Annotated in this window: 16 protein-coding genes; 5 read left to right on the forward strand and 11 right to left on the reverse strand. The window is 57.9% G+C overall.

Features of this window, described 5'->3' with window-relative positions; all coding sequences use genetic code 11:
• Positions 1–7: 7 nt before the first annotated feature.
• Positions 8–6,670 (reverse strand): PAS domain S-box protein, encoded by a 6,663-nt coding sequence (locus LEPTO7104_RS41460; RefSeq protein WP_264307641.1) that lies wholly within the window; start codon positions 6,668–6,670, stop codon positions 8–10.
• Positions 6,671–6,955: 285 nt separating this feature from the next.
• Positions 6,956–7,285, reverse strand: coding sequence for a hypothetical protein (locus tag LEPTO7104_RS0101145; protein ID WP_017296703.1), 330 nt, complete (start codon positions 7,283–7,285; stop codon positions 6,956–6,958).
• Positions 7,286–7,353: 68 nt separating this feature from the next.
• Here LEPTO7104_RS0101145 and LEPTO7104_RS0101150 point away from each other — a divergent pair, with 68 nt between their 5' ends.
• Complete coding sequence (locus tag LEPTO7104_RS0101150; RefSeq protein WP_017296704.1) at positions 7,354–8,169, forward strand: FkbM family methyltransferase; 816 nt, start codon at positions 7,354–7,356, stop codon at positions 8,167–8,169.
• Positions 8,170–8,216: 47 nt separating this feature from the next.
• Here LEPTO7104_RS0101150 and LEPTO7104_RS32225 read toward each other — a convergent pair whose 3' ends face one another.
• Positions 8,217–8,837: a hypothetical protein gene (locus LEPTO7104_RS32225; RefSeq protein ID WP_017296705.1), complete on the reverse strand. Its 621-nt coding sequence runs from the start codon at positions 8,835–8,837 to the stop codon at positions 8,217–8,219.
• Positions 8,838–9,158: 321 nt separating this feature from the next.
• Between LEPTO7104_RS32225 and LEPTO7104_RS0101160 the strand changes: the two genes are divergently transcribed.
• Entirely contained in the window at positions 9,159–9,569 is a 411-nt protein-coding gene (locus tag LEPTO7104_RS0101160; protein ID WP_017296706.1) for a hypothetical protein, read from the forward strand.
• Between the two features lie 4 nt (positions 9,570–9,573).
• On the forward strand, positions 9,574–10,830 hold the full coding sequence (locus LEPTO7104_RS0101165) for an aldehyde dehydrogenase family protein (protein WP_017296707.1): 1,257 nt from the start codon (positions 9,574–9,576) through the stop codon (positions 10,828–10,830).
• Positions 10,831–10,832: 2 nt separating this feature from the next.
• Here LEPTO7104_RS0101165 and LEPTO7104_RS37775 read toward each other — a convergent pair whose 3' ends face one another.
• The 7 genes from LEPTO7104_RS37775 to LEPTO7104_RS32230 form a co-directional block, all read right to left on the reverse strand.
• Positions 10,833–12,137: a glycosyltransferase family 4 protein gene (locus tag LEPTO7104_RS37775; RefSeq protein ID WP_071527157.1), complete on the reverse strand. Its 1,305-nt coding sequence runs from the start codon at positions 12,135–12,137 to the stop codon at positions 10,833–10,835.
• 726 nt (positions 12,138–12,863) lie between these two features.
• Positions 12,864–13,376 carry a T3SS (YopN, CesT) and YbjN peptide-binding chaperone 1 gene (locus LEPTO7104_RS0101180; protein WP_017296710.1) on the reverse strand — a complete coding sequence of 171 codons (513 nt, stop codon included), beginning with the start codon at positions 13,374–13,376 and terminating at the stop codon, positions 12,864–12,866.
• Positions 13,377–13,486: 110 nt separating this feature from the next.
• Entirely contained in the window at positions 13,487–14,281 is a 795-nt protein-coding gene (locus LEPTO7104_RS0101185) for a DevA family ABC transporter ATP-binding protein (protein ID WP_017296711.1), read from the reverse strand.
• Complete coding sequence (gene devC, locus LEPTO7104_RS0101190) at positions 14,278–15,450, reverse strand: ABC transporter permease DevC (RefSeq protein ID WP_017296712.1); 1,173 nt, start codon at positions 15,448–15,450, stop codon at positions 14,278–14,280. Before devC (LEPTO7104_RS0101190) ends, LEPTO7104_RS0101185 begins: the two co-directional genes overlap by 4 nt.
• A complete protein-coding gene (devC, locus tag LEPTO7104_RS0101195) occupies positions 15,447–16,610 on the reverse strand; it encodes an ABC transporter permease DevC (RefSeq protein WP_017296713.1) in 1,164 nt (387 codons plus the stop codon). The genes devC (LEPTO7104_RS0101190) and devC (LEPTO7104_RS0101195) overlap by 4 nt, the downstream gene beginning before the upstream one ends.
• A 9-nt stretch (positions 16,611–16,619) precedes the next feature.
• The gene (locus LEPTO7104_RS0101200) at positions 16,620–17,792 is read right to left on the reverse strand and encodes an efflux RND transporter periplasmic adaptor subunit (RefSeq protein WP_040695231.1); all 1,173 of its coding nucleotides are present in this window, start codon (positions 17,790–17,792) and stop codon (positions 16,620–16,622) included.
• Positions 17,793–17,893: 101 nt separating this feature from the next.
• Complete coding sequence (locus tag LEPTO7104_RS32230) at positions 17,894–18,838, reverse strand: FecR domain-containing protein (RefSeq protein WP_017296715.1); 945 nt, start codon at positions 18,836–18,838, stop codon at positions 17,894–17,896.
• Between the two features lie 420 nt (positions 18,839–19,258).
• Here LEPTO7104_RS32230 and LEPTO7104_RS0101210 point away from each other — a divergent pair, with 420 nt between their 5' ends.
• Positions 19,259–20,530 (forward strand): transporter, encoded by a 1,272-nt coding sequence (locus LEPTO7104_RS0101210; RefSeq protein ID WP_020479976.1) that lies wholly within the window; start codon positions 19,259–19,261, stop codon positions 20,528–20,530.
• Positions 20,531–20,658: 128 nt separating this feature from the next.
• Positions 20,659–22,434, forward strand: coding sequence for a glycosyltransferase family 39 protein (locus LEPTO7104_RS32235; RefSeq protein ID WP_017296716.1), 1,776 nt, complete (start codon positions 20,659–20,661; stop codon positions 22,432–22,434).
• A 62-nt stretch (positions 22,435–22,496) separates the two neighbouring features.
• Here the strand turns inward: LEPTO7104_RS32235 and LEPTO7104_RS0101220 are convergent, their stop codons facing one another.
• Positions 22,497–23,078: a hypothetical protein gene (locus LEPTO7104_RS0101220; RefSeq protein WP_017296717.1), complete on the reverse strand. Its 582-nt coding sequence runs from the start codon at positions 23,076–23,078 to the stop codon at positions 22,497–22,499.
• Positions 23,079–23,281 lie beyond the last annotated feature (203 nt).

Here is a 23,281-nt window from a genome sequence, read left to right on the forward strand (position 1 = left end):
TCGGGGGTTAAGGGGTGAGTAGAGCGTGGATTCTTTCGTTCAGCTGCTTCAGGCTGACTGGCTTAGTCAAATAGTCAGTGGCACCCGCCGCTATGCAGCGATCGCGATCGCCGGCCATGGCCAAGGAAGTCAGGGCAATCACGGGTACATTGGCCAAACTGGGAATACGGCGCAGATGGCCGATCGCCTCCAGGCCATCCATCCTCGGCATTTGGATATCCATCAGAATCAGGTCGGGGGTTTTGTGCTGAGCCCAATCAATGGCTTCCTCGCCGTTGTGGGCGACTTCAACCCGACAGCCCTTGGCCTGCAAATAGCTCCTCAAAGTGCTGATGTTGGCTTCATTGTCTTCGACCAGCAAAATCAGCGGAGTCGTGGTGGGAGTCGCCGCCACCTTTGGTAAAGGCGTTGCAGGGCCAATGGCCGACGGCGGGGCTGGCACCGGGGGCGCGGGGATCCCCGCGCCATAGGGAAGTTCAACGGTAAAACAACTGCCCACGCCGACGTCGCTGGTGAGGCCTACCTGCCCCCTGTGGAGCTCCACAATGCGCTTGACTAGGGCCAGCCCCAGCCCGGTGCCCTGGTACTGCCGGTTGAGGGAACTATCCACCTGGACAAAGGGTTTAAACAGGCGCTGCATGTTTTCAGGGGTGATGCCAATGCCGGTGTCGGTCACCGCAAAGCGCAGGTAGGACAGCTCTGGGTGGCTCTGGGTGGGGGGTAGAAGGCTGACATCAAGGGTGATATGCCCTCCTTCAAGGGTAAATTTCACCGCATTGCTAAGCAGATTGATCAATACTTGCCGAATCCGCCGCTCATCTAGGGTGATCTCCGGCAAGTTAGGGGGCAGTTTAACGGCTAGCTGAAGGCCTTTTTTGAGGGCGGGTTGCTTGATAAAAGCGAGGCTAGATTGGCACAGCGGGGCGATCGCCGTGGGGTGGCAGTCTAGCTCCAGCTGACCGGCCTCAATCTTGGCCACATCCAGGACATCATTAATTAGCTCTAGGAGGTGCGTGCCACTGCGCTCTACAGTTTTGAGAGCCTTTAGCTGTTGGGCATTGACCGGACCAAACACATCGTCGTCTTGCAGCACCTCTGTCATACCCAGAATGGCGTTCAGGGGGGTGCGGAGTTCGTGGCTCATATTGGCTAAGAATTCATCCTTGAGGCGGGTGGCCCGCATCAGTTCCCCATTGGTAAGGGTCAGCTGCGCCTCGGCCTGCTGCCGCTCCTGCAATTCCTGTTGCAGTTGTTCAAATAGATTGGCCTGCTGAATGGCGATCGCCAGCTGGTTGGCAATCTGCTGCAACAGCTGGGCTTCTTGCTGATGCCAGACTCGGCGGGTGCGGCAGGCATGCACCACCAGCACCCCCCACAGCTTGCTGCTGCCCTCGGGGGAGGCCCAGCGGTGGGTTTCGATGTCGCACAGTTCTTGAAGGATAGGAGCAACAATTTTGGACTGAATCTGCCCAGCTTTGGAGTACTCCACTAAACAATCCGTCCAGTGGTCCTCCATGACATCGGGCACAATTCGGGGTTGCCCCTGCCAGTAGTGTTCCAGAATATCCTGAGACCAGGTTTCATCATCCCACTGCATGGCCTTGAGCTGGGGTAAATCGGGGGCGACGGCTTCTTCAAGAATGCAGCTGTGACCGTTTTGGGCAACTTGAAACACAATCACCCGATCGCTCTGGAGCAGCTCTTGCACTTGCTGAGTGGCGATCGCCAAGAGCTCTGGCAGGTCAAGGGACTGGCGAATCTGTTGCAGAATCAGCTCCAAGGCCGTTTGCTGCCGCAGTTGCCGCGCAATCTTTGCCTCGGCCTGTTGCCGTTCTAGCAACTCTGTCTGAACCTGCTCATACAGGCTGGCCTGCTGAATGGCAATGGCCAGCTGGTTAGCCAATTGTTGCCCCAGGTTAATTTCAGACTGCTGCCAGTGGCGGGGCGCATCACACTGATGGATACACAGCAGCCCCCACAGCTCGTGGTTACAGAGCAACGGCATCACCAAGTTGGCCTGCACCTGAAACTGAGCCAGAATGTCGCTATGGCAGGGTGTGAGACCATTGCTATAAATGTTGTCCACTACTTGGTAGCGCCCCTGGGCATAGAGATTGGCGTAGTTTTCGCCAAAGCAGTGGTCGTGGATGCGGATAGCCATTGCCGAGGAAAACCCATTCACCACCGACTCTGCTACAAACTCACCATCGTCGTAGCCAGAGTCGGGGTAGAACTTGAAAATGCCTACCCGATCGGCCCGGAGGAAGGCGCGAATTTCGTCACAGGCAGTATTAAAAATAGTCTGGAGGTCGAGGGATTCCCGAATGTGCTGGGTGATTTCGCGCAAGACCACTTCTCGCTCAGCCTGTTGGCAAATAATTTCTTCACTGTTTTTGCGCTCAGTGATATCTTCAGCAATGCCCGCTAGACGGTAAACCTGGCCCTGGGCATTGCGAATGGGGAAGGCCCGATCGTGAATCCAGCGCTGGGTGCCATCGGGGCGAACAATCCGATATTCTTCGTCGAAGGTGCCTTCGAGTTGTTTGGGAATAGCCGCTAACACCTGCTCTCGGTCGTCGGCATGGATCCTGTCAATCCAGGCATCGGGGGTAATGTAGAGATCGGTGCAGGGGCGGCCCCAAATCCGCTCGTAGGCGGGGCTGACGTAGACGCGATCGGTGCGGTTGAGATGCAAAATCCAAAAGACTGCATCGACCACTTCGGCCAGTTGGCGAAACTTTTCCTCACTTTCCCCCAGGGCCTCTTCCGACTGCTTGCGATCGCTAATATCAGTCAGGGTGCCTACGTATCCAAGCATGGCCCCGTTGACATCGGTTTCAAGCAGCATCTGACAGTAGTACCAGATAATACTGCCGTCATCGCGCAAAATTCGGGCTTCATTTTGAAACGGTGCAACCGCACCGGTCTGCAACCACTGCTGGATTACCGTCTGGGTGCGCTCCCGATCGTCGGGATGAATGGTTTCTAGCCAGCGATCGTCCAGGGCAAAGTCGATCGGTTTTCCGGTCATTTCGCACCAGCGCTCGTTGACATAGGTGCAGTGACCTTCAAGATCGAAGCGAAAAATGGCTACGGGTACTGCCTGAGCCAGCATGGCATAGCGCCGTTCGCTCTCCCGCAGGGCCGCTTCTGCCTGTTTGCGTTCGGCGTCTAGCCGTGCCCTTTCGCTGATATCTTGGCAAACACAAATTAGCAGGTTATCGGTCGAAATGGTCAGCGACAACTGCTCTGGGAAGGTTGTGCCATCTTTACGGGTAGCCGTGACTTCACCTTGCCAAGACTTTTCTGCTGACAAAATTGGAAGTATTTCCCGATCGAATCGCTCTAGCTGCTCAGGGGAATACAACATCCGCCAACTTTGGCCGACCAGTTCTTCTGCCTGTTCGTAGCCAAACATCTTGGCATGGGAGGAGTTGAAATACAGGTAACGCTCGTTCTCAAGAATAGCAATGCCGTTGACTGCGGCTTCGATCGCGGCTAACTGCCGCTGGAGGGCAATTTCGGCGTTTTTACGTTCGGTAATATCCCGATAGGTGCCCAAAATACCCACCACTTCCCCCGCCAGGTTGCGCAGTGGTAATTTGTTGGTTTCCAGCCAGATTACCGCCCCATCCTGCTGGTGCTGGAGTTCAATGATGCCAAGTTTTGCCTCGCCGCTGTCCATAACAACGCGATCGGCGGCTCGGTAGGCGTCCGCCTCAGTCACCCCCCAGGGCATCGCAGAGTCGTCTTTGCCTACCAATTCTGACACAGAACCAAGGGAGGCATCTTTGAGAAAGCGTTGGTTAGCGCCCAGATACCTGGAGTTTTGATCTTTCCAAAAAACCGAGAGGGGTACCGTATCCAGCACCGTTTGCAAGAACTGCTGAGATTCTTGCAGGGCAGTTTCGTAGCGTTTGCGATCGCTAATATCACGCAGAGCCCCGTGCACCAGTCTTCCTTCACCCGTGCTAATGACACTGGCAGTAATGTCTACGGGCACCACACTGCCATCTCGCCGGCAGCAGGGCATATCCAAGACTTGAGTGCGTTGTCCTTGAGCTACTTCAGCAAATTCCGCCGCTGCTCTGGGCAGCGTCTCAGCGGGATGTAGCTGGGTGAAATGTAGGGTGGACAATTCTGCTAGGGGATAGCCAAACATGGCCGCTGCATTCTGGTTGGCTTCCAGAATGTTTCCCTCCAGATCGATCAACAAAACGGCGTCAGCAGCACCCTCCATCAATCCTCGATATCGGGCTTCTCGCCGCTGTAGCTCCTGCTCCGTAGTTTTTCTGTCGGTGATGTCTCGAAAGATGCCTCGGGTAGAAACAGGTCGCTGACTACCATCGGCCCCGACGGCAAACCGACAGTTGACATTTCCCTCCACCACAACCCTTTGCCCTGACTTGCAGATAAAAGTCAATTCCATCTGCTCCACATGGGTAATGCTTCCCGATTGCATCTGCGTGAACACAGTTTGGCAATGGGGCAGACAATCCGGCGCTAACACGTCGAAACAGGTCAACTGTGCCACTTCGGCGGTGGTGTACCCCAGCACATTTTGCCAAGCGCGATTCACAAACTCAAACCGCCCGGTGCTAACGTCCACCATTTGAATCAGGTCATTAGCGTTGTCTAAAAAGTCTTGCAGGAGTGTTTCCCGTTCGGCCAGCTCAGCGGTGCGCTCTACAACCCGAGATTCCAACTCTCCATTGAGCTGCTCTAGGGCTTGCGCCGTCATTAACCGCTCCAGCTCTGCCCCGGCCCGAGCGGCAAAAATAGTGAGCAGGGTTTTGGCCCAGTCTAAATCAGCCAAAGGGGCATCATGGAGAATGCAGATATTGCCAATGGGGTCGCCTGCGGCATTTTGCAGTCTGACCCCGAGATAGCTGTCTACCTGTAGGTCAGTAAACAGGGCATTGTCTGGGTACAGCGCTTGCACCCCCGTAGGATGACAACAACTGCCAGTTTGGAGCGCCTCGAAGCAACAGGGGAGTTCGTCATAGGGCAGAAATAGAGGGACAGAAAGTTCGCCGTCGGCAAAAAATGCCAAGACTTGAAAGCCATCTGGCATCGCTTGACTAATCGAAACATAGCGAACTCCTAAGGCTTCGGAAATATGGTGCACTAGGGCGGGGAAGAAGGCTTCCCCTGTTACAGCAGCAGTCCCTTCGGTCAACTGGCGCAGAGTGGTTTCGGCCCGATCGCGCCGAATTTCGGCTTCTTGCTGTGGGGTAATGTCTTGCACCGTTCCCTGAGAAATTCTTGGGGTGCCGTCGGCGCTGTAGATGGTTTCGCACTGCTCGCGCACGTACTTGATTCGTCCATCGGCCAGCCGCAGGCGATGCACCAAGCTAAACGGTTGGCGATCGCGCAAATGGTTCGCATAGGCTGTATCAATAAGGGTCCGATCGTCGGGATGGACTAAATCTAGAAAAGCTTCGTAAGAGGCGGCAAATTGCTGCGAATCGACCTCGAAAATGCGAAATACTTCCTTTGACCAGTAGGAGGTGTTGTGCTGAAGATCTAGTTCCCAGTTGCCGATGTGGGCAATGCGCTGGGCTTTCTTCAACCGTTCTGTGCTCTGGCGCAGCTGCCGCTCCGCTTGCTGCCGCTCCTGCAATTCGGACCGCAATTGTTCATGGGTGGAGGCCTGGTTGAGGGCGATCGCCAGCTGGATAGAGAGCGATCGCACAAACTCAACCTCCGCCGGTTGCCAGTCGCGGGGCTGCATCTCAGTTACATTCAGCAGACCCCATAGCTCGTCTCCGCAGAGCAAGGGCACCAAAATTTTGGCCCGAGTCTGAAGCCGAATCAGCATGTTGCGGTGGCAGTCCGACATCTCAATGGCATCGATATCGGACACCACTCGAATGCGTCCCTGGCGGTAGGCCTCTACCTGGGTCTCTAAAAAGCATTTGTCGGCAATGCGCTCGCCAATTAAAGAGCGGTCGGCATCGTTGGACTCCGCTACCACCACGGTGGTCCAATCGGCCTCAAATCGCCAGATGCTGGCGCGATCGCAGCCTAAAATTTGCTGTACCTGCTGCACAGTGGTATCTAAAATTACCTGAACATCTAGGGAGGCCAAAATTTGCGCGGCCAACCCAGCCATCAGGCGATCGCGCTCCGCCTGTACCTGAACCATTTGGGTGCGCTCTGCCACCTGCCGCTCCAGCTCCGCCGCCCGGTTTTCTAACAGGGCCAAACGCTCTGTCTCCAGGCGCGTCACCTTTCTCTCTAGCGCCTCCGTCAGGTTGCAATACTTCAGCGGGCTAAAGGCTTGCCACAAACTGTCGTGGGTGACCAGGCCCACCAGGCAATCTTGCTCGTCCACAAGCGGCAGGTGGCGAAGGCGGTGCTGTTGCAGCAGCTCGATCGTGCTAGTCAGATCGGTGAGGTCAGATAGGCGGCGGGTGATCACCGGCTGGGTCATGACCTCGGCCACCGACAGCCGATCGAGGGACCGCTGCTGAGCGCTGAGGCGCACCACATCTCGCTCGGTCAAAAGGCCCACCACCCGACCTTGCTCTACAACCACCACACAGCTGCCAGCCTCCATGTGCAGGCCATCTTCGCCAGCGGGGTCGTGGCCGGTGGGGCCAGGGGTACTCACTCCACCCATAAGGGCGATCGCCGTCCCTGCCGAGACATCTGGCTGGACTGTCAAAGGTTTGTCAATAATGGCAGCTGTTAGATCAGCGGGCCTAGGGGTAGCCATGGGTTCCGCCCACCTTAGCTAGAGATACCAAATATTACCCACCCCGATCCCTCAGCGTCCCAAATGAAACGCTTCTGAGTAAGAAATCTTCGTGTTTTGTGATTCATTTTTTGTGATTATTCATTCCCCCATCCTTCTGATTCAGCTATCCCCAAAAATTCCGCCAGCGCAGTCACCCGACTTACCCCAAAAATCACATGGCCTTGCTTAATGTAAAGCCATGTGAGAGTGGAGCTAAGTCACAATTAAGGGGAGCAGAATCATCATCAGCCACATCAGTCGCCCCAACCCTGGAACAGCTGGTTCCACGACTAAATCAGGCTCCAGCAGTGCATTCACCCGCAGCTCTAGACGATTGAGGGATAGAGATTCATTGAACCCTACACAAGGCTCAATATCAGACGAATACCTCTGGGTAACTAGGGTCATCTGCCGAGATAGCTTAACCAGCAGCTCTGCCAGCAGCAGCGGGGCACTCGGACTAGCCGCTACAGCAAAACCACCGGCTCCTACTATGCCCACCGCCACACCATCTCGCTGGGCGCTCTGCTGCGATCGCGCCACAACAACCCAAACGTCTCAAATGGCCCGGATGCTCTACGCTTAAGGCATATTTTCTTAGGGCCAACTAAATGCGCGTTGAAGCCTGCTGCCAGGCCCTGCTTGAGCACCTACTGCCCGATCTCGACCCCGATCGCCAGGGGCTTTGTGTCGATGTCGGGGTCGGCACCTTTGCCTTTTACTGCGAGCTGTTTGCCCGGCTGGGGTTTACCACCGTCGCCGTAGAGCCTTCCCCCACCGACAAGCTGCGGGCGCTGTGTCAGCAGTACCCCATTCAGCTAATCGAGCAGTGCCTGTCGGATCGGGTGGGCACCCAAACCCTGCACATGGGCCAGTTTGCCAACCTGGCCAATAGCAACTTCAGCTCCCTGGCCGCCGACTGGTTTGGGGCCTCCGGCACAACTCGCTCGGTGCCAACCCTAGATTTGGCCACCCTGCTCAGCCAGGTAGCTACCCCCTACATCACCGCCTTTAAGCTCGACATTGAAGGGTGGGAGCCGGTCGTGATTCAGCAGTTTGCCGAGCTAGCTACCGAGCAACTGCCCCGCGTCGTCATGTTTGAGTACGGCGGGGGCAGCAGTCGCGCCCAGGGAGCAAAAGGCTGGTCGCCCAAGTTTTTTGAGGGCACCATGACCTGCCTAAAAGTCTTGCAGCAAAAAGGCTACGCCTTTAGCGTCATGGTTGACTACGCCTCGGGCAGCCGGGCCAAGGTGTTTGACCTACAGGCCATGGATTTGGCCCAGGAGTCACCCTTTTACGCCAACGGCGTCTACGGCAATATTCTCTGCTTTTACCAGCAGCGCTTTCCCCCCGAGAGAATTCAGCGCATCTGTGCGCCCTACCGGGGCGGGCTGGCCAACTGGTTAATGAGCACCTTCGTCTCCTGACTACGCCAGGCCTAGGCCTGGGTTTGGGGAGGGAGATAGGGGCGAATCTAGCGCCCCAAGCCTTCGGGAACCTGCTCACTGTAGTAGTATTGCCCCAGCGCTGCGACGGGTTCCTCAAGCTCTACGGTAGAACCCACCGCAGCATCGGCGGCGGCGGCTAAAAAGGCGTTGGGGTCGGCCCGGTAGGCGGCGAGCAGGGCTTTTTCTTCTCCGGTGAGATCGGGGGAGCTGTCTTGCTCAATCTCTAAAAAGGTGGCTTCTACCAGCTCCATTTGCTCTTCGGCCACACCGAGTTCGTGGTGGGTTTCGCCGTTGAGCAGCTGCTCTAGGGGCTGCAGCTCGGCCACCTGGCTGGACAGGGCTTGCAGCCGATCTTCGTAGGTTTTGGTCAGCTGCTGTAGCTCCTGCAGGTGCTGACCGGCCTGCTGGTCGAGGCGGGCCTGAAGCTCGGCCTTTTCGGCTTCCAGGGCTTTTAGCTTGACCTGGTTGGCCTTGAGCGCCTTGAGCAGGGGCACCACCTGGCCTTTGAGGGTCATGTGGTCGACATCGAGCTGGTGAAACCGCTCGGACAGGTTGACGTAGGCGCGGCACAGGCGAGTGTAGCGCTCCACCATCTGATTGACGTGCTGAAAATTTCTCACTGCCGTCTCCAGGCGATCGGTGGCCATAACAATATCCTGTCCGCTAAGGGGGGTGAGGGGGCCAGGGCAGACTCTTCTGTCCCGTCAAGGGTTCTGTCTCGTCAAGGGTTCTGTCCCGTCAAAGGTAAAGCCATACTGTTGAATAGCCTTTTAACTACCACGGTTTTCCCTAAAATTTCAAGCGGCTGGAGATACATCTGACGCTAAAACCTGTCTACCGGCCTAAGCTGACGGGCCGACTTGTCGTCGACTGATCAAAGTAGGTTGTTTTTCAGAAGAGGTTTTGGTTAATGTGTCAGAATAATGGGGCTACTACCAGCCCATTTTTGCCCCCCCACTGGCAGTGCTGTGCGTACCTACAAAAGCCAGAAGATCGACCAGAACGCCGACTACCCCTGCCCCTGTCGCCGGAATGGGTGCATCAAGCCCATTACGCTGACTGAGGCCTTTGGCTGCGATCGCTGCCAGCAAATTTTTGTTGTGCAAGACGACGGCTACGTGATTGAGCAGCTGTCTACCCACTACCCCTACAAACGCCTCTGGCGCTGGACGGGGCAGCAGTGGCGGCTCGATCGCTCCTCTCTGAGCGTTAGCTACCTGCCCCTGGTGGTGCTGGCCGCCTTTGGCGTGATGGTGTTTTTCCTGCTGCTGGCCACGCTGCAAACCCCCGACGGAGCCCAGTCGATCGCGCGATTGTTGACCACCCTGGCGGTATCGCTGGCCGTGGTTGGCATGTTTTGGCTGGCCTCGCGGCGCTAGGGCTATGGTAGTACTCGCCAGCCAGACAGACTTTAGTGCCGCCGTCGAGCAGGTGCGCCAGGCCAGCCACGACCTAATTGCCGCCGGGGCTGAAACCCAGAGTCGGCTGCTGGAGGCAGTCGCCACCGCCATTGAGGCCGATCTAGACGACATTCTCGAAGCCAACACCCTCGACCTGGAAGCCAGCCTGGATATGGCAGTGCCGGAGCGGGTGCTGGACTGGCTCAAGCTCACCCCGGAGCGGCTGCAAACCACCGCCAAAATTTTGCGGCGGCTGGCCTACCTGGGCGATCCCCGGGGGCTGTTGCACCCCGCCCCCAGCCGCCTCAGCAAGGCGGTGTCGGGCTATGGCCAGGTGGTGCCTTTGGGCGTGGTAGCCCTGGTGTACGAGGCGTTTCCGGAGCTGGCGGCGATCGCGGCGGGGCTGAGCCTGCGCACGGGCAACGGCCTGATTCTCAAGGGCAGCAACGAGGCCGGTCAGACCAACCAGGTGATTTTGCAGGCCCTGCACCGGGCGATCGATCAGGTGGGTCTGCCCCAGCAATGCATTCTCTCCCTCACCGAAGAGCAGGGCGATGTCGCCCGCTCCTGGCTGCTCCAAGACCGCGGCGTCGATTTGATCATTCCCTACGGCAGGCCCGGCCTGGTACAGCAGGTGGTGCGCCAGGCCGGGGTGCCGGTGCTGCCGACGGCGATGGGCAACTGCTACCTCTACTGGTCGGCCACCGGCCATCTCGACACCGTTACCGCCATGGTTTTAGACAGCCACCGGGGCGAGCCCGATGCGGTAAATGCGATCGAAAAGGTTTTAGTGCACCGGGGCTGTAGCTCCTCGGCCCTGGCTCAGCTCTGCCATACCCTATGGGACCAAGACTTTGAGGTGCTGGCCGACGAAGCCCTGCTGGGCGATCTGCCCGACGTCAAGCCAGCCGCGATCGCCGACTGGAGCCGCCCGTTTTTGAGTAAAACGGTGGCGCTGCGCTCCGTCGACGACATTCGGGCCGCCGCTGCGCTGATCAACCGCCACAGCAGCGGTCACGCCAACGCCATTGCCACCGAAGCCTACACTGAGGGCGGCCGCTTTACCCAGCTGGTGACCAGCTCGGTGGTCTACATCAACACCTCGCCCCGCTTTGTGCGCAACCCGGCCCAGGCCGCTGGCATTGCCCTGGGCATGACCGCCCAGCGGGGTCGCTGTAGCGGATTTGTAGGCCTGAGCGCGCTGCTGACCACCCAGCATATTTTGCAGGGTCTAGAGTAGGCCTAACAAAACTTAGATATTGCTTTGCGATAAATTTCTAGCATGGTATCCACCTTTGCATCCCAGGTAAACTCTTGAATGACTTTTTCTTGTCCGGCCTTGCCCATAGCCTTACGTAATTCAGGATGCAGAGATAGCTTAATCATTGCTTTTGATAAGCCATCTAGAAACTCCTTTCTCGATGATGGATTTACTAAAATTCCGCATGAGGGATCTAGATAATCCGATGGCCCACCCCAGTTGGTGGCAATAACTGGAAGACACATACACATTGCCTCTAGCACTACGGCTCCACCACACTCTTGCAAGCTAGGTAAGATCATAGCGTCATGCTGCTGTAGCTGTTTTGCACATTCACTCTGATCTAACCACCCTGTGAAATGTACTTTTCCTGGTTGGTTAGCTTCAGTGTCAAGTACACCCAGATCTTGCGCCAACTGTTCTAAAGATTCCCGCTCTCTACCATCGCCGATAATAGTTAAACTTATATGGGCTCTTTCCGATGCCGTTTTGAAAGCTTGCAACAATAAATCAACGGCCTTCCAGCCGACCAGCCTGCCAACAAACACGTAGCGAGTTAGGGAATGTCGATTCCCATCAAAATCATGCGCGGCAAAATTCCATACCGAAGTGTCAACTCCATTTTCAACTAATTGAATTACCTCACCCTTGCAAGTCTTAGGAAGAGCCTTCCGCGTGCGAGCATTAGCTACTAATAGAACTGCGGCCTTCCGTTTCCCAGGGATTAAAACATTGAGAAAATGAGAGGCTTTACGGCCAAAAGACTTTATCAAGGTATGTGATCGGCTCTCCTTTTTTCGAAAAGCAGCAGGATAGTCCATTCCACCATTCATAGGTCCAACAATAACAGGCACACCCATACCAAAGAAGTAGGACGGTGCTTTTGGTGACACTGGTGTTGGTTGATGAACAATATTTATTCCGTGAATTTTAATTAAACGTCGAATTAGTTGCCTTTGCTCTAGCTGAGTAATAGATTGAAGTAAAAAAGAAATTGGATAAGCGAGTGAACTAGTCAACTTCCAGCGCGGCAATGGGTATAGCCAACGATGCCATCTACTATCGCTTGTATATATAATGGAAACATTATCATCATCTGGGAAGAGCTTTTTTAATTGAGTCCGCACATGTTCTCTGACAACTAGCCAAACCGGAATACCGCGTCTTCTTAGAACTCGATAGTAGTGCAAAGGTAAGGCCGCCTCTCCACCAAACTGCAACGATGCAGCCTCTGCAACTATGACGACACGAACACTCTTTTTGGAAGTTTCTTCCTTAGCTTTCATTGTTAATTCCCTTGCGATATAAATACATGAAGAATATGTGAAGAAAAGGCTAGTACTCTGAGGCGGAAGTTTAGGGACTATTTCTACAAGCTAGGGAGCAGGGGAGCCAAGTGCGCCAAAACGGTGGAAATATTTCAGCCTTCGAGTACTAAGTAGAAGGGCTAAATTAAGCCCAGCTTAAGTTTCTGGGTTTCGGCTCCGCTCAACCCTTTGCCCAGCAACAGATCGAGCATTGAGCGGAGTCGAAATGCGTCTTATAGATAATCTAGATAATCAGATCTACTTACTTAAGTTGCATTCTAATGCATCTGACTGGTTTGGCAAGTTGCATTCTAATGCATCAGACTGGTTTGGCTATAGCGTAAGGTCTGAAGTTTTAGCAGCTGAGGCAAAAAAGGCAGCGACTAAGCTCGGCTTTATTCAATCAGGCGGCATGGCAGAGTAACTCAGTCCAGGTATCGAAGATAGGGCGAGGGACTTTAACGTACTCAAGGTCATCTCGTGATGTCTGAAAAAGACGAGAAGCCCATAGATAGGGACGGACAAAGGCCAGGGCATCAGCAAAGGTGGGGTGTTGCTTCGTGTACCAGGCGGTATGAGGGAGGGAGAACATAAATTGCGGGTGCAGTCGCTGGGTGGGGAGAACGACAAGGGGAAACAGTGCGAGTAAGGCAGGAGTCGTGCGTAGGATCGCTAAATCAGACCACTGTCGCTGAGTTTCGACACCTAAATGAGCCTGCACCCCCCGGAAGGTGACATCGCCCCCTCTAGTCGATCGATCGCCCGCTGACCGCCAAAGCGCTGGGCAATGATGTCGTCGTAGGTGTCGGCGATGGTCACCACCGAGAGAATGCAGGTTTGCAGCTCCATCAGGTCCATGTTTTCGCCGCCCAGGACGCTTTCGGCAAACAGCACCTGGTTGGCGTCGTCGAGGTGAAAAGCGCCAAACCGCATGCGCCGGTTCTCGGTGAGCAAAAAGTGCATCAGCTCGTGGTCGATGGTACTGCCCACCGTGACGCAGCTGGTGGCCCGCACTGTGGCCAAATCGGCGCGCTCCCAGGGGTGAATCTCCCAGGGCAGCACCTCAATGGCGATCAGGGTAGAGCCATAGAGCACGTCGAACTGGGGAATATCGGCATAGGCTCGCAGACTGTCTTTAAACAGGGCGGCGGTTTGCAGGTAGTCGGCGACTTTGGTGTAGGTGAGGGCCTGGACGTTGTTGACGAAGGAGATGGCCATGGGGAGTGGGAGAGGGATGGGAAGGAGGGTGGATGGGTGGATGGGTGGATGGGTGGATGGGTGGGCACTACTGCTGCTTCTGGGTGGGGCAACCCGTTTGCTGCCAGCACCTACATCATGAACATTTTTTGGTCGAGGGATTTGGGGGCGTGGGCGTCGGCGTACTGCTGGGGGCTGGCGTCAGACTCCAGGCGACCATCGACCAGGTTGATGATGCGATCGGCCACGTCGAGAATGCGGTTGTCGTGGGTCACCATCAAAATGGTGCAGCCCTTTTCCTGGGCCAGCTGCTGCATCAGCGTCACCACGTCGCGGCCCGACTGTTTGTCGAGGGCGGCGGTGGGCTCGTCGGCCAAAATTAGCTGGGGCTGGTTGACCAGGGCGCGGGCGATCGCCACCCGCTGCTTTTGCCCCCCACTCAGCGCCGCCGGTTTGTAGTCGGCCCGCTCGGCAAGCCCCACCTGGCTGAGGATATCCACCGCCTGCTGGCGCTTGCCGCGAAAGTTGCCGGTCAGCTCCACCGCCATCTCCACATTTTGCGCCGCCGTCAGCGACTCAAACAGGTTGTGGGCCTGAAAAATAAAGCCAATGTTGCGGCGAATTTCGACCAGCTGACGGCTGCCCAGCCCTACCAGCTCTTGCCCCAGCACTCGCAGGCTGCCCTCGGTGGCCGATCGCAGCGCCCCAATTAGCGTTAGCAGGGTGGTTTTGCCCGAGCCGGAGGGGCCGGTCATAATCACAATCTGGCCGGGGTACAGATCGAGGCTGATGTCAAAGAGCACCTGCTTGCGCAGATCGCCCCTGCCAAAGAAATAGCTGAGGTTGCGCACCTGAATGGACGCCTCAGTGCTGGTGGTGGGGACGTCGGGGGGCGAACCAGACGCGATCGGCAGCGCAGAACTCATAGCCCAAATACCTCCGCTGGGTCAGTGCGCTGCACCTTGCGGACGGCAACGGCACCCGAAATTAAACACATCACAAAGGTCATGACGTATATGTTAACGACTCGCTGCAGGGTCATTTGAAACAGCAGGCCGGTGACGGCGGCCCCCAGGTTGTAAAACAGCGCGCTAATCAGCAGGCCGGGAATAAACCCCAGCACCGACAAAATAATCGCTTCCTGAATCACCACCCCAAACAGGTAGGTGTTGTCGTAGCCGATCGCCTTCAGGGTGGCGTACTCCGACCAGTGGTCGGCCACGTCGGTATAGAGAATTTGGTAGACCAGAATAATGCCCACCACAAACCCCATGGTGGTCAGCAGCGAGAAGACAAAGCCGATGTTGGTGTTGACCTCCCAGTAGGCGCGCTCGCGGGCAATGAAACCCTCTGGGCCATTCATCGGCAAGACCAGAACATCCTGGGGGAGGCCGTCGCGCAGGGCCTGTACCAGGGCGTCGATGTCGGTACCGGGGGTCACCCGCAGCAGGCCGATGTCGGCAGTGGCAAAGCTGCGCTTGTCTTCCTCGGGGCCGCGATTGGCAAAAAACCGCAGAAAATTCTGGTCGCTCATAATCAAGTTGCCGTTGCCCGAGGCGAAGTCGGTGCCCAGGCTGAAGGTGCCCACAATTCGAATCTCGCGCTCGGCCAGCTCGGTGATGACCCCGGTTTCGCGGGGGCCGATCTCGGCTCGCGATCGCTCGTCGAGCATGGCGGTATTGGGCTGCCGTAGCGCCTGCTGGCGGGCCAGCACCTCTGGCATGGTCAGCACCGGGTCGGAGGGGTTGTAGGCGATCACCCGCACCGGGCGGGTTTTCTTGGTCTCGGGGTTCTTCCAGCGGGCGTCGCTGATGTAGATGGCGTAGGCTCCTTCCACCCCGTCAAAGGCCTGGGCCTGGTACAGGCGGCGGCGGGCAAAGGCGCGGGGTACAAACATGTTTTCCTTCAGCCGATTGATAATCACAATCTCGCCGTTGAGCCGCTTGAGCAGCTGGGTCTGGCTGTCGTAGAGGGCGTTTTTGAAGCCGGTGAACAAAAACATCAGCAGCACCGCAAAGGCCACCCCGGCCATGGAGGTGAGGAATTTCTTGCGATCGTGAATCAGATTGAGCAGGGCCAGGGGGGTGCGTTTCACGCAAATACCTCCGCTGGGTCAGCCGTGACGGCTTTTCGCACCGAAATTAGCCCCGACAGGGCGCACATCAGCACCGTAAGGGCAAACACAAACCCAACCCGAAACAGGGTCATCCGCATGGGCAGGGTCCCGGCGGTGGCGTTGTAGGCCAGCTCGTAGAGACCCAGGGCCAGGGCCAGCCCCGGCACGTAGCCCATCAGCGCCAGCAAAATGGCTTCCTGAATCACGGTCTTGAACAGGTAGCCGCCGCTGTAGCCGATCGCCTTAAGGGTGGCATACTCGCGCAGGTGGTCGCGAATGTCGGTGTAGAGAATCTGGTAGACAATCACGGTGCCCACCACAAAGGAGACCAAGACCCCCAGGCCAAAGATGAAGCCAATCGAGGTGGTTTGAATCCAGTACTTGCTTTCCTTGAGAATAATTTCGGGCTTGGTGTAGACCTCGACATCGGCGGGCAGCTGGTCTTCCAGGGCGGCTTTGACCCGCTGGGCATCGGCTCCGGGGTCGAGCAGCACCAGGCCCAGGTTGACCTCGGTCAGGGGCCGGGGCGAAAAGTAGCGGAGGAAGTTTTGATCGCTCATAATCAGGGTGCCGTCGGCGGCAAACCCGCCCCCCAGGTCGTACTGGCCGACCACGGTGACGTGGCGGCGGTCGGCCTCGGTCTCGAGACCAAGGGTCTGAGGGCCAAATTCGGGCCGCGATCGCCGGTCGATAAAGGCCGTATTGGGCTGCTGCAACGCCCTGCGTTTCTTGACCGTATCCAGCTCCGGCATCAGAAACACCGGGTCGCTGGGGTTGAAGGCGTAGACAAACATCGCCCGGCTAATCTTGGTCTCGGGATTTTTCCAGAGGGTGTACTCGGTGTAGAGGGGCATGACCTGCCGCACCCCCTCAATGCCGGATGCCTGGTACAGCCGCTCGCGGGGAAAGGCCTTGGTGGTGCTAATTTCTAGCGACTGGGGCGAAATCAGAAAAATGTCGCCGTTGAACTGGTCGTAGAAATTAGTCGTGGTGCTGACCAGCGCCCCCAAAAAACCCAGGTTCATAAACATCAGCAGCACCGCAAAGGTGACCCCGGCGACGGCCACCAGCAGGCGGGGGCGATCGTGGCGCAGGTTGTACCAGGCCAGGGGAATGCGGGGCAGGGTAGGGAACTTCATCGCCGCCCTCTAGGAGTCAATGTCGATGGCGACATCGACCTGGAGGTTGGTGAGGGCGGCCACCGCATCGCTCTGATCGACCTTGACCCGTACCTCAACGACTCGGGCATCGGCGTTAGCGGCGGGGTCGTCGTCAAGCACGTCGTTTTTGGCAATTTGCAGGCCGATTTCGCTGACCGTGCCGGTCAGGGCGTCGCTGAAGGCCCCGTTACGGCTGCTGATAGTGACGGGCTGCCCCACTTTAACCAGGCCAATATCGGTTTCGTAGACCTCGGCCACCACCACCATCTGACGGGTATCGCCCAGGGCCAGAACCGGCTCTCCGTTGGGCGACACCGCTTCGCCGGGGTAGGCAAAGATGTCGAGGATCTGCCCGGCCTGGGGGGCTCGAATGATCGTGCGGGCGAGCTGGGCCTCGGCCAGCGCCAGACTTTGAGCGGCGGAGTCGACTCGGCTGGCCACCTGGGCGCGGGTGGTGGTGGCCCGGGCCGAGGCCACCTGGGCCTCGGCATTTTTCATATCGTTGAGGCGGGCCTGCTCGAGCCGCTGCCGGGTGGCGGTGGCGTTGTCGAGGTCGGCCTGGAGCTTATCTACCGTGGCCCGCTGGCGGTCTAGCTCCTGGCGCGAAATCGCCCCCGCCTGGTTGAGCTGCTGAAACCGGGCCAGGTCAATTTTGGCCACGTTGAGCTCAGCCTCAAGACTGTGCATGGCGGCCTGCTGGGCGGCGATCGCCGCCTGCTGCGGCCCGTCGATCTGGGCCACCCGGCTGTTGGCTTCCTGCACCTGGGAGTCGCCCAGGGTGGTTTCGGCAGCTAGCTGAGCGCGAGCTTCTGACAGCTCGCTGGCGGCGACATCGCGCTCGGCCCGGCGCACATCGTACGTATCTAGGTAGGCCAGAATCTGCCCCGGCTCAACCTGATCCCCCTTCTTTACCTCCAGGCGATCGATGCGGCCCGAGTCTGCGGTGGCCACATCAATCACCCGACTGACGGGTTCGACCCGACCCAGGGCCACCACCTTGACCTGGCGCGGTGGCGGTAGCTCGGCCTGCTCACGGGCCGCCTGGCGGGTTTGCATCCCATGGCGCACCGCCAGGGTAGAACCGACCCCTACTGCCAGCAGAGCCGCGATTAATAGCCAAAAACTGGGCTTCCTCCAGGGCTGAGTAGATGGGGCAGACATAGATAGCCGTTGATAACTGCCCTGAATTTAACTGAACGGTGTAGTTTAGTCAATTGTTCAGACACAGGCTACTGACGCCATAAAACAGAAGCAATCGACCCTCACAGATTGTCGGAGGTATTGCCCGGCGGCGGATCGGCGGTGGGGGCGGCTGGCGGTGGGGTATCTACGGTCTCTGGTAGGGGGTTGACTACCCCAGGCGGCGCATCGTTGTAGCGCCTCAGGTCTTCTACGGGAAGCGGGTCTAAGCGATTTTCCGCTGCGCTTTGGGGGTTAGCCACAGGAGCAACATCGGTAATCAGCGCGGGGTCTAAAATTGCGCCTTCTGGCTCAAACGGGGACTGCTGCTGTAGGGCCTGCAGCAGGTTAGGGCGCAGGGCCGCTAGGGGTTCGTCGGCCGGGGGACGATAGGCCGGATCCCCCAGCTGTAGACCGGCCATTAGATCGCTGGTTTGGTAAAACTCCAGCAGGTCAAACTCAACAACTTGCAGGTTTGCGCCGCTGACAAAGGCCATTTGGCCGCTGTAGAGGGCAAATTCCTGTCCGGTGCTGGCACTGGTAATTAGCACCGGGCCGGACGGGGCATTGGCCAGCGCCATCACCAGGGTTAACCCCCGCGAGGGCACGTAGCGTACCACTACGGCGGTGCTGTTTAGCCCCACTGTGGCGTTGGGGGTTTGAACCGTGGTTCGGCCCCGATCGGGAGGGACAAAGACCGCAGCGGTACCCTGATTGAGGTATAAATTGCGGGTGGCTGGCCAAAATCGCAGGTTCGCCTGCTCGCCAATGCGGGCCAGCGATCCATCGTTGAACAGCACCTCAGCCTTAGACATGGCGCTGGTGCTGAGGGCTTCGTCGGGGTAGAGGCAGTCGGCGACTGAGGCCGGGCGTGAAACCCCGTCGGCAGCCAGCAAACTAACCTGATTCGTGCTGATTCTCAGCTTGGCCCAGACCCAGGGCACCTCTGCTAGGGCCGGCCATGCGATCGCAACACTGCCAGACATTGCCAGCAGCACCGCCAAAAAACCATTGGTAGAAAAAACCATAGTGCAGTGAAGGTTGACCACGTATTACAGCAGGCCTGCGGCCTTGAGGTAGATGCGGCCAAAATGTCCTGGTCCCTGAACAGCCAGGAAGATTATCGGTAGAATACCCCAACCATGACGGCGTAGCGCTAAGGGCAAGGCCCTTCGCTGGAGGGGGCACTACCGTAGGGGAGAGGTTGGGGGGCTTACCCCTATGGTAGGTTTCAGGCGGTGGCGTTTTGCCCTAGTTCATAAATCTTGCGCCGCCTTAAATTAAATATTTAGTGAATATAGGCTTAAGTTTCAGGAATTCCCAGACAGATCAGTGATTCTTCTGGTGACGATGCGACCCCAGTTCTCCCTAGGCAGACTCCATTGGCTAAGCGGCATTTCCCCCTTCAACTGACGCTCGTGAGCCTGGGCTTACTCTGCTGTGGAGTGATGCCATGTCAGGCCCAGACTGGTCGCTCCAGCGAGGCCGCAGCAGATTTGACCTCTGGTGGGGCAACCCAGCCGCCGACCGCAGGGGAGGAGACCGCCGCCGAAGTCTCTGAACCTGTTCGTCAAGGCGCCGCCGGAGAGGCGTCAGAAAACGCTCCCCTGCCCGCGCGGCCGGGACCGATTGACTTACCCAGCGCCTCGCCCGAGCGCCCCAGCGCCTCGCCGCCTAGCCTGGCCACCGACCAAGATTCTCTGCCCAGGGCGAGCGCCTCCCTCCTAGACCTGCCTGCCACCGTCCAAACCACCGCCACCGATCTAATTCCCCTGGCCCAGTCTGGCGAAGCTCCTGCCGATCCGGCCCCCGGTTCTGCACCTCCTGAGAGCCCGTCCCAGACCGATGGGGATGCCGAGCCGATGCCCCAGGACCCAGAACTGGGGGTAATTCAGGTGCGCAGCCTGCTGGAAGACAACGATCTGGGCATTTTGCGCATCCGCCAGCAGCCTCAGCTGCCCATGCAGGCGGCCCGCCCCCCTGCTAAAATTGGGTTTTTCTCGGCTCGCCTGGCGATCGCCAGCAGTGACAACATCCTGCTGGCCGTCAACGACGTTGGCGGCCTTACCGGCGATACCTTTTTGCGCCCTTCGATCGCCTTCGGCGTATACCCCGCCCTAGGACCCCAAACCGCTCTAATTGCCACCGCCGACCTGGGCCTACAGCGCTACGGGGCCCAGTCGAACCTCAACTACGACGATCTGCGATTCAGGGTAGGGCTGCGCCAGGGGCTAACGCCGCGCAGCTACGGCCAGCTCATATTCACCTACCAAGAGCTGTATCGGCCAGGGGCCAACCGGGCAAGATTCTTCAAAAATACCGCCCTGGGTCTAACCCTGGGCCGCCGCGACCCAATTACCCCCAAACTGGCCTTCGATTCCTATTACCTGGTCCAGTTCAACGGGGCCCAGTCCACTAACGGCGCCACAACCGTCGATTTTAGCCGCCTCTTTCAGTCAGCGGGGGGCTATCTGGGGTACGACATAACCCCCCGGGTTCAGCTGGGACTGAGCTATCAGCTCAACTTGATCGACTACACGGCTCAAACCCGCTACGACACGTTTCACCAGGTGCTGGGACAGGTGGTATACCGACTCAGCCCCAACCTGCGCCTCAATGTCTATGGTGGCTTCAGTTTTGGGCGATCGTCAGAGCCTCGGGTGCGGTTTGACGACACTTTCTTTGGTGCCACCATCGACGCCACCATACCCCTCTTTTAGAGATAGCCCTTAGCCTATCGCTCAGCAGCTCTTACTCTGTACGGATGGGTAAATCTCTGGACAGAGACAGATGTAGCTAAACAGCAGGGACAGTTTATCATCAGCTTTGGAAGTTCCTGGCGGGGGTGATGCAAGTATTCAAATCGGTGCAGCAGCCGTCGGCAGCCTTCTGGATGACGGCGTGGTTTTTGGTGGCCCTGGCCCTTCGCCTACTGTTTTTGGTGAGCAAGCCTCTGTGGATGGATGAGGTGGCCACCGTAATATTCACCCTGGGCAATAGCAGCCATTCCGTGCCCCTCGATCAGGTTGTTTCTCTAGATCAGCTGCTGACGCCGCTTCAGCCGCGCCCAGAGGCATCCGTAGGCTCCACCGTCCGCTACCTGATGCAGGAAGACAACCACCCACCGGCCTACTTTGTGCTGGCCCACCTGTGGATGCATCTCTTTCCGACCGTGCAGGGGGTGGCTTCGCCCTGGGCCGCCCGAGCTTTGCCGGCCCTCTTTGGAGCCCTGAGCGTACCGGCTGTCTATCTGGCCGCTTGGCTGGGGTTTCGCTCAGCCCTGGCGGGGCAAATTGGAGCGGCCCTGATGGCTGTGTCTCCCTTTGGCATAGCCATGGCCCAGGAGGCCCGGCACTACAGCATGGCTACCCTGCTGGTCTCCCTGGGGCTGGCCTGTTTTGCCGTCGGTGCCTGGAGCCTGCATAGATCCCCGGCTGGAGAACCATCATCTCCCCCCATTTCCCCTGCCTTTGGGCTGCTCTGGGTCGGGGTCAATGCCCTGGCCTTCGCGACCCACTACTTTACAGCTCTGGCCCTGCTGGCCCAGGCGATGGTGCTGGTGGCCTTGGCCTGGCATCAGGGTCGCATTAAGCCCCAAGTTCTCTGGCGGCGTCCCTGGCAACGGCTTTACTGGGTGGTGCTGGGCACATTGGCCGCTGGTCTGGTTTGGCTGCCAGTGCTGCTCAACTTCTACGGCAGCGGCCAGTCCTCGAATTTAGCTATCGATCTCAGCCAGCCCAGGTATTGGTTGGATCCGGTGGCCCAGATGCTGGTGGGGCTAATCTTCATGGTGATCACCCCGATCACCCATGCTCAGGGCGGACTCGGCATCGCAGCGGTGGTGGCGTCAGTGCTGCTGCTGCTGCCCATACTGCTGTGGATGGTGGCGCGGCTAATCGGGGCTAGGCGACAGGTTTGCCAGTCGGCCTCGGGGCAGTTTGGGCTGTTTTTGACCGGAGGGTTTGTGCTGGCCGCGATCGCCCTGTTTTTTCTCGTGAGCTATGGTCTGGCTACGGATATCACCCGGGGCCACCGCTACAACTTTGTTTTTCATCCCGGCGTCATGGTGGTGGTGGGAGGGCTGCTAGCGGTCTACTGGCCAGAGGCAGAAGTAAAGGAGACTTCACCCAAAATTCCCTTTACCCAATGGCGGGTCTCAGGGCGGCGCAGCGTTCAGGTCTTCTGGGCGGCGGGCCTGGCGGGCGCTCTATTTGTGGTCAGCAATCTAGCCTTTGCCAAGTACTACGATCCGGCCCAATTCATCCAGACAATCCAGGCAGAGTCAACCCATCCCGTGCTAGTGGGTTTTCCGACCAGGGTTGAAGAAAAACCAACGGTGATTGGCCACGAGCTATTGAGCGTGGGCTGGGAGATCCATCGTCACTTCAACCCGGCCAGCCCCGAGAGCCAGTGGACGGTGCCCCCTCGGTTTTTCATTTGGACATTGCCCGACAGCCCCACCGTTGCCCCCGAAGCTAAACTGGCTGAAATTCTTACCACCATGCCTCGACCCTTTGACCTGTGGTTTCTCAACAGAAACGCGGCCCTTGATGGCTATGGGTGCACCATGGTGAACCAGGCCAGCAGGGGAGGTCACGGCTACACCCACTACGGCTGTTCCTAACGGGGCTTACAGACCAAGGGCGACTCTGGGCCAGGCGGATTCGATTTCAGCAGAGCCGATCGCTAATCGTCAATTTCGGCCAGCTCAATCACCTGGTTGTCGTAGTCTTTGACCAAAAAATTGAGGGGTTTCTCGTTGCGAATTTTGTGCTGCACGCCGCTGAGCTGCACCCGCATCAAAATGTACTCCAGACAGTTGTGGTCGAAGCACACGTGGCGCTGCTGGTTGCGGTGGCCCAGGCTAGCTCCGGCGACGACGTGCAGCTGGGTGTTTTTGCGCAGCTGATACCAAAGCCCCTCGGGACTGCTAAGGGTGCCCTGGTTGGCAAAGCTGGTGGCCCCACCCAGATACATGGGGTCGAGGCCTGCGGTACCCAGGGTCTGCTCATAGTTGTAGTAGTAGTGTAGGGGCACCTCAGCGGCTGGCAGGTTAAGCATTCCTTCGTAGAGGTGGCGAGCTACTTCCAGGTCAGACACCATTACCGTGTAGACCTTGGGGGCGCTTTTGAGAAACATCCACATGGCCCCGGCATAGGCTACCAGCAGCATGACCATCACCCCCTGGGTCGACATGATACTGTCGAGGGGGAGCCCCATCAGGGCCAAAGAAGGGGTGGGGTTGGTCAGGGACAGGTCAAACAACATAGGCCCACACAGGAGATAACGACACGGCAGATGAGACGTTGGTTAGGGCAAAAAAGGCTGGAGCTGAAAAGCCTGGGGCAGAGCAGGGTTGGGAACCATCTTCTTCCAGTGTATCAATTCTGCAATAAACTCCATAGCTTTGGGCTAGCAAAAGCGTAGAGCATCGGCCTTAGCCCCCGGGCCTAATCTCAGCCTCGGCTCGT

This window comes from Nodosilinea nodulosa PCC 7104 (genome assembly GCF_000309385.1).
Classification (GTDB): Bacteria; Cyanobacteriota; Cyanobacteriia; order Phormidesmidales; family Phormidesmidaceae; genus Nodosilinea; species Nodosilinea nodulosa.

Bases quoted from the DNA above. Each gene is read 5' to 3' on its own strand.
- LEPTO7104_RS0101220 (WP_017296717.1), bottom strand. From the start codon at position 23,078: ATGTTGTTTGACCTGTCCCTGACCAACCCCACCCCTTCTTTGGCCCTG.
- LEPTO7104_RS32235 (WP_017296716.1), top strand. From the start codon at position 20,659: ATGCAAGTATTCAAATCGGTGCAGCAGCCGTCGGCAGCCTTCTGGATG.
- LEPTO7104_RS0101210 (WP_020479976.1), top strand. From the start codon at position 19,259: ATGCCATGTCAGGCCCAGACTGGTCGCTCCAGCGAGGCCGCAGCAGAT.
- LEPTO7104_RS0101150 (WP_017296704.1), top strand. From the start codon at position 7,354: ATGCGCGTTGAAGCCTGCTGCCAGGCCCTGCTTGAGCACCTACTGCCC.
- LEPTO7104_RS0101185 (WP_017296711.1), bottom strand. From the start codon at position 14,281: ATGAGTTCTGCGCTGCCGATCGCGTCTGGTTCGCCCCCCGACGTCCCC.
- LEPTO7104_RS0101180 (WP_017296710.1), bottom strand. From the start codon at position 13,376: ATGGCCATCTCCTTCGTCAACAACGTCCAGGCCCTCACCTACACCAAA.
- LEPTO7104_RS37775 (WP_071527157.1), bottom strand. From the start codon at position 12,137: ATGAAAGCTAAGGAAGAAACTTCCAAAAAGAGTGTTCGTGTCGTCATA.
- LEPTO7104_RS32230 (WP_017296715.1), bottom strand. From the start codon at position 18,838: ATGGTTTTTTCTACCAATGGTTTTTTGGCGGTGCTGCTGGCAATGTCT.
- LEPTO7104_RS0101200 (WP_040695231.1), bottom strand. From the start codon at position 17,792: ATGTCTGCCCCATCTACTCAGCCCTGGAGGAAGCCCAGTTTTTGGCTA.
- LEPTO7104_RS0101165 (WP_017296707.1), top strand. From the start codon at position 9,574: ATGGTAGTACTCGCCAGCCAGACAGACTTTAGTGCCGCCGTCGAGCAG.
- devC (WP_017296713.1), bottom strand. From the start codon at position 16,610: ATGAAGTTCCCTACCCTGCCCCGCATTCCCCTGGCCTGGTACAACCTG.
- LEPTO7104_RS32225 (WP_017296705.1), bottom strand. From the start codon at position 8,837: ATGGCCACCGATCGCCTGGAGACGGCAGTGAGAAATTTTCAGCACGTC.